The organism is Sporomusaceae bacterium ACPt (assembly GCA_041428575.1).
Classification (GTDB): domain Bacteria; phylum Bacillota; class Negativicutes; order Sporomusales; family Sporomusaceae; genus Sporomusa_D; species Sporomusa_D carbonis.
This window is the reverse complement of record CP155570.1, coordinates 1211354-1229348: the sequence shown is the minus strand read 5'-3', so window position 1 is coordinate 1229348 and position 17995 is coordinate 1211354. Positions and strand designations below refer to the sequence as shown.

Here is a 17995-nt window from a genome sequence, read left to right as displayed (position 1 = left end):
TCAGGAAAAACCCTTCAAAGCAGTATTGGTCAATAAAAAAAGGGGCCGTGTAAAAATTACGCGACTAAAGTTAGCGCTGGTCTGTGATGCCCACAAAAATAGTCCGTATCACCTAAAAGTGGTACGGACTACTCATTTTTATATTAAATTAAGAGCAAAAGTGGTAAGTGGATAACTGTCATCTAAGTTTGGGACGGTCTCATCTTAGGATAAATTTAAGTTTATCCTTTGGTAGCAGCCGCTTGTGCAATGGCTTCGTCGTACATTTTGGCCAAACGCCGGTAAGTATCAAGTCTTTCAGCCGCATCTTTGGCAGTCTTTTCAAAGAGTTTTTCGGCATGTTCGGGGAACTGCTGCTTGAGTGAGGAGTAACGGACTTCACCCATGAGGAATTCTTTGAAGTCAGCAGTAGGCTGTTTGGAATCCAGGGTAAACGGGTTCTGTCCTGCTTCTTTCAATAACGGGTTGTAACGATACATTGCCCAGTAGCCTGACTCAACGGCTTTCTTGGCTTCAAGCTGACTGTTGCCCATGCCAATCTTGATGCCGTGGTTGATACAAGGCGCATAAGCAATAATCAGCGACGGACCGGGATATGCTTCGGCTTCGGCAATAGCTTTGAGAGTCTGGGCTTTGTCGGCACCCATGCAGATTTGCGCTACATAGACGTAACCATAGCTCATGGCAATCATGCCGAGATCTTTTTTCTTGGTGGTTTTGCCACTGGCGGCAAATTTGGCAATAGCGGCAGTCGGGGTGGCTTTGGAAGACTGACCGCCGGTATTGGAGTACACTTCGGTGTCAAATACCAGCACGTTAACGTCTTCGTTGCTGGCCAGTACATGGTCAAGGCCGCCGAAACCAATGTCGTAAGCCCAGCCGTCGCCGCCGAAAATCCATTGCGAACGTTTCACAAAGAAGTCCCGGTTCTTGTAGATGTCGTTTAAAAGAGCATTGTCGCCTTTTTCAGCTTCCAGCAAGGCAATCAGCTTGTCAGCGCGTTCGCGGGTACCATTACCGTTGTCTTTGTTGGCCAGCCAGTCTGCGAAAGCGGCTTTGAGAGCGGCACTGACGTCAAGTTTGGTCGCTTCTTCAATTTTTGCGGCTAGGGAGTTACGAACTTGTTTTACGCCGAAATACATGCCCAGACCATATTCCGCATTGTCTTCAAACAGCGAGTTCGCCCAAGCCGGGCCTTGTCCGCGGTGGTTTTTGCAATATGGCATGGATGGCGCGCTGGCACCCCAGATGGAGGAACAGCCGGTAGCATTGGCAATCATCATACGGTCACCGAACAGTTGGGTAACAAGTTTGGCATACGGTGTTTCGCCGCAACCGGCGCAAGCGCCTGAAAATTCGAGGAGCGGTTGTTCAAACTGACTGCCTTTGACGGTCAACTTATTCATGGGATTAGCCTTAGGCGCTACTTGCAGTGCATAGTCCCACAAGGCAATTTGGTCATGTTGAGTTTCTTGCGGTTTCATAATGAGCGCTTTTTCTTTAGACGGACATACTTGGGCACAATTGCCGCAACCGGTGCAATCCAGCGGCGACACAGCAATCCGGAAGCTCAAGTCTTTGATGCCGTTGGCAGATTTGGCGGTAAATCCGGCCGGAGCAGCTGCCAGTTCGGCTTCAGTGACCAGAACGGGACGAATGGCGGCGTGCGGGCAGACATAAGAACATTGGTTGCATTGAATACATTTATCAAGCTGCCATTCAGGCACATTAATAGCAATGCCACGTTTTTCGTAAGCCGAGGTTCCGGTCGGAAAGGTACCGTCTTCCATGCCAATGAAGGCACTGACCGGCAGGTTGTCTCCTTCCTGGCGGTTCATCGGAACAAGAATTTTCTTGATAAACTCAGGTGTAGTGTCTTCTGCAACGGCTTCGTCTTTAGCATCTTTCCAAGAAGCAGGCACGTTAATTTTTACAAGAGCGTCAACGCCTTTATCAATAGCAGCGTTGTTCATGTCAACGATTTTCTGTCCTTTGTTGCCGTAAGAATCTACAACAGCCTGCTTGAGATACTTAATGGCATCTTCAAGAGGAATAATGTTAGCCAGTTTGAAGAAGGCCGACTGCATGATCATATTAATGCGTCCGCCCAGACCAATTTCTTGCGCGATACCCACAGCATCAAGGGTGTAGAATTGAATATTGTTCTGAGCTATGAAGCGTTTCATGGCTGCAGGCAGTTTTTCTTCCAGTTCTTGCTCATTCCAGATGCAGTTCAGGAGGAATGTACCGCCAGGTTTGAGACCATCCAATACGTTGTATTTATAAACATAGGACTGGTTATGGCAGGCAACAAAATCAGCCTTATTGATAAGATACGGGGATTTGATAGGCTTTTTGCCAAAACGCAGGTGGGATACGGTAATACCGCCGGACTTCTTGGAGTCATAGGCAAAATATCCTTGTGCATACATGTCGGTGTGGTCGCCGATGATTTTTATAGCGCTCTTATTGGCGCCAACCGTGCCGTCAGAGCCCAAGCCCCAGAATTTGCAGGCAGTAGTACCTTGGGGCGTGGTATCGATGTCCTGGCCTACCGGCAGTGAAGTGTGGGTAACATCATCAACAATGCTAACAGTGAAGCCGTCTTTAGGCTGATCGAGTTTGAGGTTGTCAAAGATTGGAACAATGTGGGCAGGAACAACATCCTTAGAGCCTAAGCCATAGCGGCCGCCGACGATAACAGGCTGCCATTCCTTGCCATAGAAAGCTTTAACAACATCAAGATACAGAGGTTCAGCAATAGAGCCAGGCTCTTTGGTCCGGTCAAGCACGGCAATCTTCTTGACAGTTTTCGGAATGTATTTGAAGAAATGCTCCAATGAGAACGGACGGTATAAGTGTACTGTCAACAGTCCAACTTTTTCGCCGTTAGCATTCAGATAGTCAACAGTTTCTTCAATAGCTTCACAGACTGAACCCATGGCGATAATCATGCGGTCAGCGTCTTCAGCACCATAGTAGTTAAAAAGGTGATATTCCCGGCCGGTCAGTTTACTGATTTCAGCCATATATTCTTCAACAATGGCAGGAACGGCTTGATAGTAAGAATTCGCTACTTCTCTCTCTTGGAAATAGATATCAGGATTCTGAGCGGTACCGCGTACTGCAGGATGATCCGGATTCAGGGCTCTCCGGCGGAAAGCGTCGACAGCATCCATATCTACAAGTTTAGCTAAATCGTCATATTCCAGGACCTCGATTTTTTGAACTTCATGGGAAGTCCGGAAGCCGTCAAAAAAGTTTACAAACGGTACACGGCTTTTGATCGCGGCCAAATGTGCTACTGCGCCTAAATCCATAACCTGCTGGACACTGCTTTCGGCTAACAGAGCAAAGCCTGTCTGTCTAGCGGCCATTACGTCCTGATGATCACCAAAAATGTTAAGGGAGTTTGCGGCGACTGCCCGGGCACTTACATGTAATACACCAGGTAAAAGCTCACCGGCAATTTTGTACATATTGGGGATCATAAGCAGTAACCCCTGCGATGCCGTATATGTAGTAGTCAGTGCGCCGGCCTGCAAAGAACCATGCACCGCACCTGCTGCACCTGCTTCAGACTGCATTTCAACCACTTTTACAGGTTGGCCGAAAATGTTTTTTCTCCCTTCCGCAACCCATTCATCCACATGCTCAGCCATTGGCGAGGACGGAGTAATGGGGTAGATGGCTGCAACTTCAGTAAACGCGTAAGAAACGTGAGCTGCTGCGGTGTTGCCATCCATAGTCTTCATTTTTGCCATAGGGATCCCTTCTTTCTGTAATATTTCTGCAATATTAGAATTAGGCTTCGCCAACCTTATGAATACTGGCAAAGTCCTAATGAACTACCAAAGAAAAAAACAAGAAACCACTACTATTAGTTAAGAACTAAAGGTAGTGATACGCCACAACTCTGCCAGTAAAGTGTAGTGTTTTTTTATATAATTCTTTTTGCAAGGCCATTAATCCTGCTAAAAAGATGAAAATTTTGTGCTAAAATAGTAAAATTTTTTCATTTTTCGCCTTTAATTGGGCAATAATTAAAAATATTGCTTGAAATTCCGCAAAAATATGTTATAATTAAATTCTGATTATTAAAAAAAGTTGGTTTAAGCATCAGGCGCTTTAGGGTGCATTTGATGCCTTTTTATTGCCTATATCTCGCGGTCAGCAACACCGCTGCAAATACCTGCCAGGATGAAAACATCGAAACAAACCCATGCATAATATGATAAATGTCTGGACATTATAATCCGTAAATTTATTTGGAGGTGACGGGTATGGGAGATAAGAAACCCGGCCGCGGCCCTAAGAAAAGTACGAAAACTAAAAAAGCAGCACCAGATATTTCTCAAGAAAATATTACAAGAAAATAGAAAGATTTTTCCTGACTAAAATACTCCCGGACCATGTTTGGGAGTATTTTAGTTTAGACAAATTGAATAATAACACCAATGCTGTTTCCAGCAAAAATGTACCGGATGATGACAAATTTCTATATAGGTAAATACCGTAAAACAATTAATATATCTACATAGAAATAAACGAGCCTGTACAGGCAACATAATGGAGGGTTTTTAATGAACAAAATTATGATTTCCCCTAATCGTTACGTACAAGGTGCAGGTGCAATTGCTGATGTTGGCAAACATATCTCCCTTTTAGGCACTAAGGCTTTGGTGCTTGGCGGCAAACGAGGTATTGGAGCCATTGAAAACGCCCTATCGACTAGTTTAAATGAACACAAAGTACAATTTATTATTAGGTACTTTGGCGGCGAATGCTCACACCAAGAGATTGCAAGAGTAGCTGAAGTGATAAAGCAGAATGACATTAACATTGTTGTCGGTATAGGAGGCGGCAAAGCCCTGGACACGGCCAAAGCAGTAGCTCACTCAGCGAAAATACCGGTAGCCATTATTCCGACCATAGCAGCCACTGATGCACCTTGCAGCGCTCTGTCTGTAATTTATACCCCGGAAGGAGTTTTCGAATCCTATCTGGTGCTCCCCAAAAATCCTGATTTGGTATTAGTGGATACCGCCATCATTGCCAAAGCTCCCGCAAGATTGTTCGTATCCGGAATGGGCGACGCTTTAGCTACTTGGTTTGAGGCTGATGCCTGCGCCAAAGCCTTCGCAGGCAATCTGCCGGGAGGTTTATCAACCTCGGCGGCTCTAACCTTAGCAAAACTATGTTACGATATTTTGCTTGAATACGGATACCGGGCTAAATTGGCGTTAGACCAGTGTGTTGCGACTGAAGCGGTAGAAAAAGTCGTAGAAGCCAACACACTATTAAGTGGTCTTGGCTTTGAAAGTTCCGGTCTGGCAGCAGCCCATGCCGTCCATAATGGCCTAACAGTATTGGAGGAGACTCACCATGCGTATCACGGGGAAAAGGTAGCCTTTGGCACACTCGTACAATTGGTTTTGGAAAACCGTACAACAAAGACGATAGAGGAAGTCATTAGATTCTGCCTATCTGTAGGTCTGCCAGTCACACTGAAACAAATCGGAGTTGCTCAGGTAACACCTGATAAAATCCGCAAAGTAGCCGAAGCCACCTGTGCCCCGGGTGAAACTATCCATAACGAACCGTTCGCCGTTAGTCCCGATGCTGTATACGCTGCTATTTTAGCCGCCGACGCACTGGGAAACGCTTATCTACAAAAAACACTATGATCATTTTGCGTTAAATAATTTATGCTATATGAAATCCAATAAAGATTTTTTTCTGGGCGTGTTGTTAGTAACGCTCCACCGCTGGCGCTTGACTTACGCTTATACTAACAACACGCCTGTAAATCTTTATTGGATACTATATATATTGACGCAGCCGATTTTCGGAGCATATAATGAAGTAAATTATACTTCTCCGTTAGGTGAGGTTCCTGCATAAACACAGGCCACTGCCCGGAAACGTCGATAGACGCCAATGGGTCAGCAGGTACTACCGAATTAAGGTTTTACCTAATGTGGCTGAGTACACAACTCTACGTTATGTAGTGCTAAAAATCAACGAGTTGGGAGAGGGTTACTTTTATAGTATTTAGGCCTTCCTTTTTTGGGAAGGTCTATTAATTTACCGCAATTTTGCGTGTTCGCTACCTTAGTTCCTGGCATCTGGGAAACATTATTCAGGTAAAAGTACTATTTATCAAAGTACTATTTATCTTAGATTGGCAAACAATACTTTTAGCATAACCGTAACAGTAAAAGTGGTAAGAAAGAAGGCCTAACATGAAATCATTTCAAACATATAAAGTCGCTAAAGAGCATGCCGGTTTGACTGTTGAGCATTATTTAAAACAGATATTACACTATTCCGGCCGGAAAATCCAAAAACTGACAAGACAAAAAGGTATTTTTTTAAACGGCAAGACAGTTTTTCTGCAAAAACAGATAAAACCGGAAGATACTTTACGCGTCCTGGTTTTTGAGGATGCTGACTACGGCGTCCGGCCTGAGCCGGGAGCCATCGAAATACTGTATGAAGATGACTACCTGCTGGTGTTAAATAAACCGGCATACCAGCTAGTTCACCCTACCGGTCAAACAACTTGCGGCACACTGGCTAACTATTTAGCCTACCATTTACAGCAGCGTGGTATGATAATCACAGTTCGCGCCGTGCACAGACTAGACCGGGAGACATCCGGCTGCGTGATTTTTGCCAAGGATTCCCGCAGCCAGTTTCTCCTGGAACAACAATTAAAAATAAGCACGCTAAAACGGACTTATTGGGCCTTAGTCACAGGCATTATTAGTCCGCCGTCAGGAACAGTTAATGCTCCTATCGGTCCCCACCCCAGCCGCCCCAACCGGCGGGCAATAAATGCCAAAGGTGAGCAGGCGATTACTCATTATCAGACTCTCCGTACATTCGCTAATGCTTCCTTGCTGGAACTAACGCTGGATACCGGCAGAACGCACCAAATCCGTATACATCTGGCCCACCTCGGCCACCCGGTCGTTGGCGACGGCATGTATGGCGTACGCGCGCCGCACATGCCCAGGCAAGCTTTGCATGCCGCTGCCGTAAGGTTCCTGCATCTAGAGGATAACCGGGAGATAACAGTTACCGCCCCGCTGCCTGCTGACTTTTCCCAGGCTATTGATTCTTTATCTTGACTGTCATAGAACAAGAACAACTAAGGCGTGGGCCATATCCTTGTGGATACTGGTACACGCCTTAGTTGCTTAAACTGTAAAATTATAGATCAGTTGGCTGGAGACTGTCACTATTAATAAAAGTTCTTTCCGTGACCTCTTGAATTGAACGATGAATAATATCCAACATTTCTTCAATTTCCTTTACCGTGCTGGCAAGCGGCGGCATAAAAATAACCACATCCCCAATCGGGCGAATAATCAGTCCGTACTTGCGGGCCTGCAGGCATACCCGGGCACCTACCGCCTGTTCCCAGGGATACGGAGCTTTCCTGTCCTTATCTTGCATCAGCTCAATACCTACGATCAGTCCGCACTGGCGCACATCACCCGCATGGGCAAGCTTGCCGATCTGCTCCAATTTGGCTGCGGCCGCTGCAATCTTGGCGGCAAGTCCCTCGATTACTCTTTCTTCCCGGAATATCTTCAGATTGGCCAACGCGGCGGCACAGGCGAGCGGGTTACCGGTATAGGAATGACCATGATAAAAGGTTTTCTTATCCGCATAATCTCCTAAAAAAGCGTCATATATTGCCTGTGTTGTTAGCGTTGCCGCCAGTGGCAGGTAACCGCCTGTAATCCCTTTGGAGAGCGTCATCATATCCGGACTTACCTGCTCGTGCTCACAGGCAAACATTTTTCCTGTCCTACCAAAACCGGTCGCGACCTCGTCGACAATCAACAATACGTCATATTTCCTGGTAAGTTCCCGGATTTTAGCAAGATAGCCCGGAGGAGACATCAGCATGCCTGCAGCCGCTTGTACTAATGGCTCAATGACCATACCGGCTATTTCCTCATGGTGTTCAGCTAACACTTGTTCCAGCACGGTTACGCATTGCATACCGCAAACAGCCTGATCTGAGGATAGCCGGCAGTGGTAGCAAGACGGCGCCGGAATATGTACTGGCGTAAACAACAGCGGTTTAAACACCCGGTGGAACAAATCAATACCGCCAACACTGACTGTTCCCACAGTATCGCCATGGTACGCCTGCTCAAGGGCAATAAATTTTTGTTTCCCGGTCTTCCCCTTGTGTTGCCAATACTGAAAAGCCATTTTGAGTGCTACTTCCACGGCGGTAGAGCCGTCATCCGAATAAAACACCTTAGTCAGGCCAGGCGGCGCAACTGCGACCAACTGTTCAGCCAACTGTGACGCCGGAATATTGGCTAAACCCAGCATGGTGGTATGGGCCACTTTGCCAAGTTGCTCAACAATGGCCTGGTCAATTTCGGCTTTCCGGTGGCCATGAATATTTACCCATAATGAAGAAACCCCGTCGTAAAATTCGTTACCGTCCGTGTCAATGAGTTTTATGCCTTGCGCGGCGCTAATGACCATTTGCGGTCTTGACACCCAGTCCTTCATCTGGGTAAACGGATGCCAAACAAACTGTTTATCTTTCATTTCTGTTTCATTCACAACTGGGCTTCTCCTTCCATCAAACTGATAAGCTGGTCAATTGCCAGATGTTTTTCGGCCAGTTCCGCCAATCTGGCCATGTCTGCCGGCTCCGAACCGATTGATGGAACTGACGGAAATTTGCCGAGGACAGGTAACGCGGTCAGTCGCTCTATGTAAGCCAGATTGCTGCGTTCAAGTACTGAAGCATGTTCGGCATCCCAATGGTTGATAATGATTCCGCCCAATTTTATGCCCCGTTGACGGGCATATTGGACTGTAAGAACAGTATGATTAATTGTCCCCAGATTAGGTCTGGTAACAATTATGGCCGGCAACTGAAGTTCAAGAATCATATCAGCAACCAGGTAGTCCTGCCAAATAGGCGCCGTAATGCCGCCCACGCCCTCCACCAGTGTCAAATCAGATTTAGTTATCATTGTTCTGCAGGCTGTAATTAGCTGGTCCACGTCAATAGCAACGCCGCTTTCAACGGCTGCTACCGCCGGTGTCAAGGCCGGCGCCAGACAAACAGGATTAACCTCCTGGCGCCGTTCTTCGGCTATGCCGGCAGCTAACATTAAAAAAGTGGCATCCTCAGATAACAGTTTACCATCGGCTGTTGCCACTCCGCCGGAAGCTACCGGTTTTACTACTCCGGTATTTTTCCCGCGCCCTTTTAACGCTGCTGCAATAGCGCCGCTGATAAATGTTTTGCCAATCTCAGTATCGGTTGCTGTAACAAATATCCCTTTTGCCATTTATCTTACCTCACACTAAAGTCAGCCGTTTAGCGGCTGTAGCAATTTTAGTCACCGCATCCGCTAATTCGCTCCGGTCATGGGCGGCGGTAACCGTCAGACGCAGCCGGCTTGTGCCCGGCGGCACTGTCGGGGGCTTGATAGCGGTAATGATAATGCCCTGTTCTTTAAGCTCGGCGGTAAGCCTGACGGCCCTTTTCGCTTCCCCGGCCATTACCGGGATTATTGGCGTAATACCGTCAAACACCGGTAAACCAGCTTGCCTCAACATCGTCCTAACATAATCGGCATTCTCCCTTAACATACCGGCCAATTCCGGCCGGGCTGTCAACTCCCTTAGCGCCGCCAGCGCCGCTGCAATGGTAGCAGGGGACAATGCTGTGGAAAAAATAAAGCTGCGCGCTTTATTTATTATGTAATCGATCAGTTGTCGCGACCCGGCCACAAAGCCACCTTCAGCCCCGAGGGCCTTGCTGAGGGTACCAATTTGTACCTGCACTCTGTTTTTGAGACCAAAGTAATCAGCCGTACCTTTGCCACCTGCTCCGATCACACCGGTAGCATGGGCATCGTCAACAATAACAATCGCATCATAGCTCTCGGCCAAAGTCACAATTTGGTCAAGTGGCGCTATATCGCCATCCATGCTGAATACGCCGTCGGTAATGATCAATCTTTTACCTGAACAGGCGGTACTTGTTAACAATTCACTCAGGTGGTTCATATCGGCATGACGGTATACGGCAACCCGGGCCCGTGCCAGGCGGCACCCGTCAATGATACTGGCATGATTGAGTTCATCGCTGAAAATGACATCATCCGGCCCGGCCAAGGCGCTAATAACGCCGACATTAGCCATATAGCCGGTATTAAATACCAACGCTGCCTCAGTTTCTTTAAACTTAGCCAGCTCTAATTCCAATTCTTTAAACAGAGGATGCGTTCCGGTTGTAAGCCTGGCGCCGCCCGCTCCTGTTCCGAACAAGCGTATCGCTTCGACGGCAGCTTGCCGGACTGCAGGTTGATGGGTCAGACCCAGGTAATTATTGGAAGCCAACAGCAAATAAGTGCGTCCTTCCTGCCGTATATGTGTGGGACCAATAGGTTGGTAAACAACTGGCTGGCGATAAAGATTACCTGCCTTTACCTGGTCTAAAAAATCAGCGAGAAACTGCATCAGATTTGGCCTCCTTCGGTGGAACTTTAACCAGCACTGGCTGGTATTTCAAATATGCCGCAAGTTTTTCTAAATCAGCGTTTTCCTTTATAAAAAAAATCCGGCCCCCAACTTCGCTGCCATACGGCTTCAGATGGGTAAACCGGGTATAGGCAACCGGCGTTGCAACATAGCCGGCGGTATACTCCGGGTCGTCCGACCAACATAATTCGGCAACAACTTCCGGTGCTGCCACAACCTTAGAGGCCAATACAACTGCCTCTCTGATATGAATATTACAATACCCCTGGCCGGTCAACCAATCATCATACGCCTGCTCATCGTCAATATCCATCCGGGACACCCGGATGCCGCGCTGACCGGTGCTGTCAAGCCTGGCGCCTGTTTTGGCACATACCAGCATGGCCCCCCGCAAGCTGGAGGACAAACCGGCCAATTGCTCCATGCCGTTGACTGCCGCCACCGGGTCAACCCCGGCCTGAACAAGCTTGGCCTGCGCCGCTTGCCGGCCGGCCGCCGCATCAGTAACGTTAACTGAGTTGATAGGCAAACACGTAATCTCCCGTACTGTGCTCATAGAAATTGTCTCAATAGTGATATTAATAAAATCAGCCGCTCCCCGGCTGTGTGACAGCGCCCGTTCAAGCATAGCGTCCGCGGTAGGACGCAATTGTTCATAACTGACAAGTCTTTCAGCACCGGAAATATGTTTGCCCCCGGCTTCATGGGATCCGCCTTGGGCTGCCCGCATCCTAACGCTGTACAACATAGCGTATTACCCTGCCTTTCTGCTCGTTCACCCGTTTAAGCAAGGTTGTCAGCGGCCAGGCCAGCAAAGCCGTATAGACCATCCCCGGCGCTGCTGCCACCACCAGCGGGACCACCGCTTTACCCACTATTCCGCTAAGCGCCAGACGGGCAATGATTGAACCTACAGGTCCAGCCGCCACAACGACCGGCCACGACCGCCCCAGCGTTATCAAAATAAGTCCGACAACCACCCGGAACACCATGGCAATAAACACATTCAGCAGGGACTGAGTACCAAGTATCAGGCCAATAAGGCTGGACAACGTGCCAGCCATAATATATTTGCCAAAACCAAACACTGCACATATGGCTACTGCCAGCGGTGCTGACAGTTGAAACTCTGTCCCGGGTATCAGTCCCGGCAACTTAAATGTACCGGTTATAGTTATAAATGCCGTCAACAAACCAATCTCAGTTATCCAGCCAACTCTGTTCTGCATAGTTATTCGTTAACCCGCTTTAGTACACAGTTAATAATCAGTCCAATAGTAGTCATTTCATTCCTCCGTCCAAATGTTAACCATACAATCACTCTATAGTTAACCTTTAATATATTTGTTAACCATCGCTATAAGTAATGGTTAACACTTGTATTATATACTATTTTCTAGCTTCCTGTAAATTCTAAATTGCCTAACCCGGGAATTTGCTTCGGTTATTGATGCTTACTATAGTAGCCAAATACCTTAACCAACTCTCCACTATATTTTTTTATTAATTGTCGTTATATAATCGGCCAGCGCCTCCTGCCAAGAGCGGAAACAATCGCCGCCGGTCAGTTCCAGCATATAATTGCGCAACACTGAATACCGCGGCCGTGACGCAATCAGAGCAAACTCCGCCGTAGTTATTGGCTTTACTTCTGCATCCAGACCGGCAAGCCGCAAAATTTCTTTGGCAAATTCATACCACGTACACTGACCCTTGTTTGACATGTGATAAGTGCCAAACTCGCAAGTATCAACAAGTGACATAATGGCCCGGGCCAAATCAATGGAATAGGTGGGAGTACCTGTCTGGTCATTAACAATGGTAAGAAAATCCCGTTCCCGAGCCATCTTCAAAATAGTACGAACAAAATTATGTCCCTCGCCATATAGCCAGGAAGTTCTAACAATAAATAGTTGGTGACAAATCCTGGCGGCTATTTTTTCGCCTTCTAACTTGCTTTTGCCGTAAACATTTAACGGATTAGGCTGATCAAATTCAGTGTATGGCCGACCATGCTTTCCGTCAAAAACATAATCGGTGCTAATATACACCAATTTGCTGTCATGGCTTAAACAAGCTGCAGCAATGTTGCGAGTGCCAACCACATTGACCCGAAATGCTTCATCGGCGTTTGTCTCTGCCTTGTCAACAGCGGTATAAGCCCCGGCATGAATAACAGCATCCGGCTGAAGCTGATTAAAGAGGCTGTTAACCTGGTACGGGTTAGTAACATCCAGTTCACGCGAACTTAAACAAAAGATTTGATCGTCATACCCATCACGCAGCGCGGCGAAAGCTCGCCCGAGTTGTCCGGTTCCTCCGGTAACGATAATCTTCATAGTTCACCCAATTCATCTTCAAATTTAGCTAAACGTTCCCACGGTATATCTTTAAGCCTCGGATATAGTTTGTCTTTTTCCGATAACGTAGGTTGATCGATTGGCCACAGGATGCCCAAATCCGGATCATTCCAGCATATTCCATGTTCAGTATGCGGTGAATAGAACTCAGTACATTTATACGCAAATAAGGCTGTCTCACTCAGTACGCAAAAGCCGTGGGCAAATCCTTCCGGAATATAAAGCTGTCGCTTATTTTGCGCCGATAAAGTCACCCCTACCCACTGCCCCAAAGTAGGTGACCCATAGCGTACATCCACTGCTACATCAAACACTTCGCCCTGCAGGACATACACCAACTTTCCCTGAGGATATGGCTGTTGATAATGAAGCCCCCGCAAAATCCCTTTGGTGGAAAAAGATAAATTATCTTGAACAAAATTTGCCGTGATACCTATTTCCGAATAGCGGGAAGCGTTCCATATCTCCATAAAAAATCCCCGGCTATCAGCAAAAAGTTTTGGTTCAATAACTTTTACATCAGGTAAGGCCGTTTCATAACACCTCATGGAACTGCCTCCTCCTGTACTAGATTTAATAAATACTTACCATAAGCATTATTTCTATACGACTCAGCAATTTTTATTATTTGCTGAGCAGAAATATATCCCATGCGGAAGGCAACCTCTTCCGGACAGGCGATTTTTAAACCTTGTCTTTGTTCAATCGTTTCAATAAAGTTAGCTGCTTGCAAAAGTGAACTGTGCGTTCCCGTATCCAGCCAGGCATAACCTCGCCCCAGCCGTTCAACATTAAGCTGGCCTTTAATAAGATATAGCTTATTTATATCGGTAATCTCAAGTTCTCCCCTGGCACTTGGCTTAAGACCTTTGGCCATATTAACTACCTGATGATCATAAAAGTACAATCCGGTTACCGCAAAATTAGACTTAGGGCGGGTAGGTTTCTCTTCGATACCGATAGCGTCTCCAGCTGCGTTAAACTCAACTACACCGTATTGTTCCGGGTTGCTCACCCAATAACCAAAGACAGTAGCCCCCTCATCTTTAGCAGCAGCATACCGGAGTTTGGTCGCCAAGCCATCACCATAATAGATGTTATCCCCTAAAATTAAAGCACAGCCTTCACTGCCAATAAAATTCTGTCCAATAATGAATGCCTGGGCAATCCCTTCCGGGCGTGGTTGAGCCGCATAGCAGATATTTAATCCCCATTGAGCTCCATCTTTGAGAAGTTCCTGATATAAAGGCAGGTCCTGCGGTGTTGAAATAACCAAAATATCTGATATTCCTGCCAGCATCAAAGTAGTAAGTGGATAGTATATCATCGGCTTGTCATATATAGGCATAAGCTGCTTGCTTACTACTTTGGTCAGCGGATACAGCCGCGTACCTGATCCGCCGGCTAAGATTATGCCTTTTTTAACCATACTCCACACTCCTAGCCGTTAATAAGCCCTAACCGCCCGCCACGATAACTACCTGTCCTGACAGCTTCGCACCAATCCGGATTGGTCAAATACCATTTGACCGTCTTGATTAGCCCGGTCTCAAAACATTCTTGCGGAATCCAGCCGAGCTCATTTTTTAATTTAGAAGCATCAATAGCATAGCGGCGGTCATGACCGGGGCGATCTTGCACAAAAGTAATGAGTTGTCGGTAACTGCCACCATTCTGACGAGGATGCATTTTATCAAGTAAATCACAAATACCTTGAACTACCTGCAAATTAGTCTTCTCGCTATTGCCACCGACATTATAGGTTTCTCCGGGCCGGCCTTGTGTGAGAACTTTTAAAATGGCGCTGCAGTGATCCAGCACAAATAGCCAATCCCGGATGTTACTGCCGTCACCATATACAGGCAATAGTTTACCTTCAAGCGCAGTAAGTATCATTAAAGGAATAAGCTTTTCGGGGAACTGATACGGTCCGTAATTATTGGAACAGTTTGTAATTAGCACCGGTAGACCGTAAGTTTGGAAATAAGCCCGCACCAAGTGGTCTGATGCAGCTTTAGAGGCAGAATACGGCGAATTAGGCGCATACCTTGTTTCTTCAGTAAAGTAGCCTTCAGTCCCTAACGAGCCGTAAACCTCATCGGTAGATACATGAAGAAAGCGAAAAGCCGCTTTCCGGACAGGGTCTTGCTGCGACCAATAATCACGAATACACTCAAGCAGATCAAAAGTTCCAACAATGTTGGTTTGGATAAATTCCCCTGGCCCGTCAATTGACCGGTCTACATGGGATTCAGCTGCCAGGTGGACAACTCCGTCCGGCTGATACTGGTCAAGAATTTGTTTCACTAATGTCCGGTCCTGAATTGATCCTTTCATAAAAATATGGCGGGGATGATAGATGACAGCTTGTAAAGAATGTAGATTTCCTGCATAGGTTAGCTTATCGAGATTGATAATTCTATAATTAGTATTTTCTATAACATAATGAACGAAATTGCTGCCGATAAAGCCGGCTCCGCCTGTAACTAACAGTGTCTGCAACCAAATCACCCCGAGTTAATTCAGCTTAATTGATGTAACCCAATGGTAGAACCACCCTTGGCATAATCACTAATTGCGTGAATTACAAAATGAGTCATATCAACATCTTGATGTGGTCCCATCGGTAAACTCAAAACTTCGTTAGCTAATTGTTCTGTTATGGGAAAATCCCCTGTTTTGAACCCCAGTGCAGTGTACGCACCTGATAAATGTGGAGGTATCGGATAGTGGATCAGGGTATCAATATTATTGTTTTTTAGAGATTTCTGCAGCTCATTTCTGCTTCTGCTTCTGACAACAAACAAATGCCAAACAGGTTCTGCCCAACTGGGGATATAGGGTAAATCCAGATCTTGATCTTGTAAATTGTGCAAATATACTTCAGCTAAGCTCCTTCTCCGCCTATTCCATTCATCCAAGTGCGTTAATTTTACTCGTAAAAAAGCGGCCTGAAGCTCATCTAAGCGGGAATTGCAGCCTTGGTACTCATTAATATATTTGACTTTGGAGCCATAATTTCTAAGACACCGTACCTTCTCTGCCAGCATAGGATCATTAGTTGTCACGGCACCTGCATCACCGTAAGCACCAAGATTTTTGCCAGGATAGAAACTAAAACCGGCGGCATCACCCAGGCTGCCGGTATATCGGCCTTTATAAACCGCCCCCTGGGCTTGAGCGGCATCTTCCAATACTTTTAAGTTGTAATGTTTGGCTACATTAACAATTGCATCCATGTCGGCCGGCTGTCCGTAAAGGTGAACGGCGATGATTGCCTTAGTCTTATTATTAATTGCCGCTTCCACTTTTTCAGGATCAAGATTATACGTCTTTTCGTCCGGCTCTACCGGAACAGGACGAGCTCCGGCATAAGTGACGGCTAGCCAGGTGGCTATATAGGTGTTGGCTGGAACAATGACTTCATCACCTGCGCCAATACCCCATGCCCTTAATACCAGATGTAATGCTTCCAAACCATTGCCCACACCAACACAATGTTTTACACCACAATATCGCGCAAACTCTTCTTCAAAGGCACTAAGTTCTTCCCCCAGTATATACCATCCAGACTCCATAACCCGCCGGTAGGCGGCATCAAATTCTGACTTGATTTCATGGTAGGCGGCCTTTAAGTTTAAAAACGGAACGTGCATTATATCCCCCTTTATCCAACGGGAACTGTACCACGAACAGCCTTGATAAACTCATCATAGTCCCGGTAATAATCTGTCTCATCGTAAAAATCAGAAGCCAAAACCATACAAACGGCTCCTGATGAAAAATTAACGATCTCGCGCCATACAAGCCGTTCTATATACAAACCGCGGTAACTGCGGTTCAAACTGAATGTTTGCTTTGCCAAACCATCATCTAATATCACGTCAAAACTACCTGACATGGCGATTAACAGTTGTTCGAGGTTCTTATGCGCATGCCCGCCGCGTTCTGCTCCACCAGGAACATCATACAGGTAGTAAACCCGTTTTATATCAAAAGGAACATGCCGATTACTCTCAATAAATGTTAGGTTACCTCGAGGGTCATGCACTATGGGTAAGTCAATAGCTCTACACCTCTCCAACCCCACACTTCTTCCCCCAGTACTGGAACCGCTAGAGTTCTAATATATACAAATCGTGGACCAAACCACGAGCCCCAAATCCCTCTTTACTTTGCAAAAGACCAGAATTAAGAATTTGACCGCCATTTTCGGTCGAAATCCCAAAACTGAAATACTTCTTATCCGCATATACATTACTGATTAGGTAATTCAGCAAGTAATCAAGGGCACCGCAATTCCTTCCTTCATCTGAATTGGCAAGATATTGTGTGTGAACTACATGGCGATTAATAAACGCAATCGTACCGGCAAGTAAGGTATTGTCACGATAACATAAGTGCAATTTTATATTTTCAGGGAACCTTTCGGCCAGCAATCGTATTTGGTCCGCAGTGTGTACCGGCTCAACATCATGCCTTGTTGCCAACACTTTTTTCAATAACGCCATATAATCATCGTAATTTGTACTCTGACAAATGTCCAAACTATGGCGCTGCGCCTTAGCAATATTACGCTTCTTGAGTTTAGAATAATTAACCTTTTCAGTCAGATATAGGACGGATGAGAGTTCTCTGCTTACTAATTGGGCGCCGAAACTGTGCAAAACCCACCGGTCTTCTTCCGCGGGTATATCAAAGAATATATATGGCATAATTTTGTAGAAAATTTTTTCCACACCATCTTTTTTTAAGTAATGTAGTAATGAAGAAAATGCGTTAAGTACTAATAAACCTGATGTGCTACGGCTAGTTATCAGTCCCCCGTAAGTTAAGCCCTGGTGACTATAAACAACATTACCTGCCCTGTTAGCAGGTAAAACACCTATTAGTTCTTTGCCATAATAGAACATAAGCGAGTAGTCGGTAAATCTATCAGAATGATACTCCATATATCCACGTTGAAAAAAAAAGTGGCCATTTTTCGCATTAATTATGAAGTCATCCCATATCTTCCTATCTTCTTGAAAGTATCGTCTGACACTAATATTATAATAATCCTGCATACACAAACCTAAATTATCCATACTCTTTCA

Annotated in this window: 15 protein-coding genes and 1 riboswitch; of the genes, 2 read left to right on the top strand and 13 right to left on the bottom strand. The window is 46.1% G+C overall.

Going from position 1 to position 17995, the window contains the following annotated elements; translation table 11 throughout:
• Positions 1–221: 221 nt before the first annotated feature.
• Entirely contained in the window at positions 222–3764 is a 3543-nt protein-coding gene (nifJ, locus tag SCACP_RS06115; protein ID WP_425060478.1) for a pyruvate:ferredoxin (flavodoxin) oxidoreductase, read from the bottom strand.
• Between the two features lie 819 nt (positions 3765–4583).
• Between nifJ and SCACP_RS06110 the strand changes: the two genes are divergently transcribed.
• Both SCACP_RS06110 and SCACP_RS06105 read left to right on the top strand, forming a co-directional pair.
• The gene (locus tag SCACP_RS06110; RefSeq protein WP_425060477.1) at positions 4584–5687 is read left to right on the top strand and encodes a glycerol dehydrogenase; all 1104 of its coding nucleotides are present in this window, start codon (positions 4584–4586) and stop codon (positions 5685–5687) included.
• A gap of 185 nt (positions 5688–5872) precedes the next feature.
• Positions 5873–6041, top strand: a riboswitch (M-box (ykoK) riboswitch).
• Between the two features lie 204 nt (positions 6042–6245).
• Positions 6246–7136 (top strand): RluA family pseudouridine synthase, encoded by an 891-nt coding sequence (locus SCACP_RS06105; protein WP_425060476.1) that lies wholly within the window; start codon positions 6246–6248, stop codon positions 7134–7136.
• A gap of 82 nt (positions 7137–7218) precedes the next feature.
• Here SCACP_RS06105 and bioA read toward each other — a convergent pair whose 3' ends face one another.
• The 12 genes from bioA to SCACP_RS06045 all read right to left on the bottom strand — a co-directional run bounded on the left by bioA (position 7219) and on the right by SCACP_RS06045 (position 17986).
• On the bottom strand, positions 7219–8586 hold the full coding sequence (gene bioA, locus SCACP_RS06100; RefSeq protein WP_425061333.1) for an adenosylmethionine--8-amino-7-oxononanoate transaminase: 1368 nt from the start codon (positions 8584–8586) through the stop codon (positions 7219–7221).
• Positions 8587–8597: 11 nt separating this feature from the next.
• The gene (gene bioD, locus SCACP_RS06095) at positions 8598–9341 is read right to left on the bottom strand and encodes a dethiobiotin synthase (RefSeq protein WP_425060475.1); all 744 of its coding nucleotides are present in this window, start codon (positions 9339–9341) and stop codon (positions 8598–8600) included.
• A 10-nt stretch (positions 9342–9351) separates the two neighbouring features.
• On the bottom strand, positions 9352–10518 hold the full coding sequence (bioF, locus tag SCACP_RS06090; RefSeq protein ID WP_425060474.1) for an 8-amino-7-oxononanoate synthase: 1167 nt from the start codon (positions 10516–10518) through the stop codon (positions 9352–9354).
• Positions 10502–11287: a 6-carboxyhexanoate--CoA ligase gene (locus SCACP_RS06085; protein ID WP_425060473.1), complete on the bottom strand. Its 786-nt coding sequence runs from the start codon at positions 11285–11287 to the stop codon at positions 10502–10504. The genes bioF and SCACP_RS06085 overlap by 17 nt, the downstream gene beginning before the upstream one ends.
• On the bottom strand, positions 11271–11768 hold the full coding sequence (locus SCACP_RS06080; protein WP_425060472.1) for a hypothetical protein: 498 nt from the start codon (positions 11766–11768) through the stop codon (positions 11271–11273). The genes SCACP_RS06085 and SCACP_RS06080 overlap by 17 nt, the downstream gene beginning before the upstream one ends.
• Before the next feature lie 261 nt (positions 11769–12029).
• Positions 12030–12878: a dTDP-4-dehydrorhamnose reductase gene (rfbD, locus tag SCACP_RS06075; RefSeq protein WP_425060471.1), complete on the bottom strand. Its 849-nt coding sequence runs from the start codon at positions 12876–12878 to the stop codon at positions 12030–12032.
• Positions 12875–13447 (bottom strand): dTDP-4-dehydrorhamnose 3,5-epimerase, encoded by a 573-nt coding sequence (gene rfbC, locus SCACP_RS06070; protein ID WP_425060470.1) that lies wholly within the window; start codon positions 13445–13447, stop codon positions 12875–12877. The genes rfbD and rfbC overlap by 4 nt, the downstream gene beginning before the upstream one ends.
• Entirely contained in the window at positions 13444–14328 is an 885-nt protein-coding gene (rfbA, locus tag SCACP_RS06065; RefSeq protein ID WP_425060469.1) for a glucose-1-phosphate thymidylyltransferase RfbA, read from the bottom strand. Before rfbA ends, rfbC begins: the two co-directional genes overlap by 4 nt.
• A gap of 11 nt (positions 14329–14339) precedes the next feature.
• Positions 14340–15401: a dTDP-glucose 4,6-dehydratase gene (gene rfbB / locus SCACP_RS06060; RefSeq protein ID WP_425060468.1), complete on the bottom strand. Its 1062-nt coding sequence runs from the start codon at positions 15399–15401 to the stop codon at positions 14340–14342.
• A gap of 20 nt (positions 15402–15421) precedes the next feature.
• Positions 15422–16555 carry a DegT/DnrJ/EryC1/StrS family aminotransferase gene (locus SCACP_RS06055; protein WP_425060467.1) on the bottom strand — a complete coding sequence of 378 codons (1134 nt, stop codon included), beginning with the start codon at positions 16553–16555 and terminating at the stop codon, positions 15422–15424.
• An 11-nt stretch (positions 16556–16566) separates the two neighbouring features.
• On the bottom strand, positions 16567–16989 hold the full coding sequence (locus SCACP_RS06050) for a sugar 3,4-ketoisomerase (protein ID WP_425060466.1): 423 nt from the start codon (positions 16987–16989) through the stop codon (positions 16567–16569).
• Between the two features lie 25 nt (positions 16990–17014).
• On the bottom strand, positions 17015–17986 hold the full coding sequence (locus SCACP_RS06045) for a GNAT family N-acetyltransferase (protein ID WP_425060465.1): 972 nt from the start codon (positions 17984–17986) through the stop codon (positions 17015–17017).
• Between the last annotated feature and the right edge of the window lie 9 nt (positions 17987–17995).